Below are 1172 nucleotides of genomic sequence, written 5' to 3'. Positions count from 1 at the left end.
TGGGTAGAACATGCAGACAAGGATATTGATGACAATAATCCGGTTGGGCGCTTGGAGCTAAATTTCGTCATACCTTGCCAAGAGCTGCGTACAGGCAAGTCGTTTCAGCCGTACTATGAGCCTGCGGATCTGCGACGGGTGAATGCATGGAAGAACATAATTAATGCAGAGGTTAAGACCATAAATGCAGAGCGCTTGAGTGATCCTAATGACCCTAAAAGACAACGTTTAGTTAATCCTTATAATAGCCATGCACCAAGGCCAAGTCCTTTTAACATCAATAGTTATTCAAAAAAACAGAGTGATGAAGACGATAAAACAATTCAACACCCCAAAAGCCGTCGTGATTTAGAAGAAGCGCTTAAACGGCGGTTATTGCTTGAGTCTCAAAGAGGGGTAGTCATCAATCGTCAATCGCTTTTGACCACGTTAAGGCGCTGGGGACTTAACGTCAATCGGGGTAATAGCGAAACCAGTGTGTCAGTTAAACACGATGACCTAAAGGATAAAAATGGTAGGGTTATGAGTGTGAGGCTTACGGGAGGTATGTTTGCTAAAAACTATAGGGGGATTGAGTTTAAGCCATATATCCAAGAAGTTAACAGCAATACCTACTACAGTGAGCCTAATAAAACACATCGCAGTCAATTAGATAAGATGAATTTAGAGGAAGGAATTAAAATTAAAGCCCAATATCATCAGGAGCGATATAAGGAAGCTACTTTGCCCGAACCTTTGGCAATACAAAAAGCGAAGGTTACTGACAGTGTTGAGGAAGCCGTAGATCCTAAGGGAGCAGAACAATTAAAGAGCTATACTCCTTCTTTTAGACGTTAGTTTTAGGTTCATACTGACAGTAAACCATCCCTAGGGTAAATTAGTTAGGCATCCTTATTGGTTTGTTTCCCTATACAGGCATCAAACGCATTCCAACAAACGGAATTATTGAGAGAACTCGTTGTACAATGATTCTATTGGGTATAAATTTAAAGGCAATATTATATTATCTTGCCTGATAACCTTATCAACACATCTATTATCAGATTATACAATGACTCATATGAATCCAACACTTGTTATAAACTTACCTCCAAAATTCATTAGCCTATTGCAAGAAGCAGTAGCTTATCGCATTAATTCTATGCAACAGTTGTTAGACAGCCCTAACATTT

General features: G+C 39.5%; 1 protein-coding gene. It reads left to right on the top strand.

Annotated features, from left to right (window positions below; genetic code table 11):
* Positions 1–837: hypothetical protein (locus G561_RS15490; RefSeq protein WP_028860005.1), on the top strand; the 837-nt coding region annotated here is incomplete at its 5' end.
* Between the last annotated feature and the right edge of the window lie 335 nt (positions 838–1172).

This window comes from Psychrobacter phenylpyruvicus DSM 7000 = NBRC 102152, assembly GCF_000685805.1.
GTDB classification, from domain to species: domain Bacteria; phylum Pseudomonadota; class Gammaproteobacteria; order Pseudomonadales; family Moraxellaceae; genus Psychrobacter; species Psychrobacter phenylpyruvicus.
This window is presented reverse-complemented; position numbering and strand designations above follow the sequence as displayed.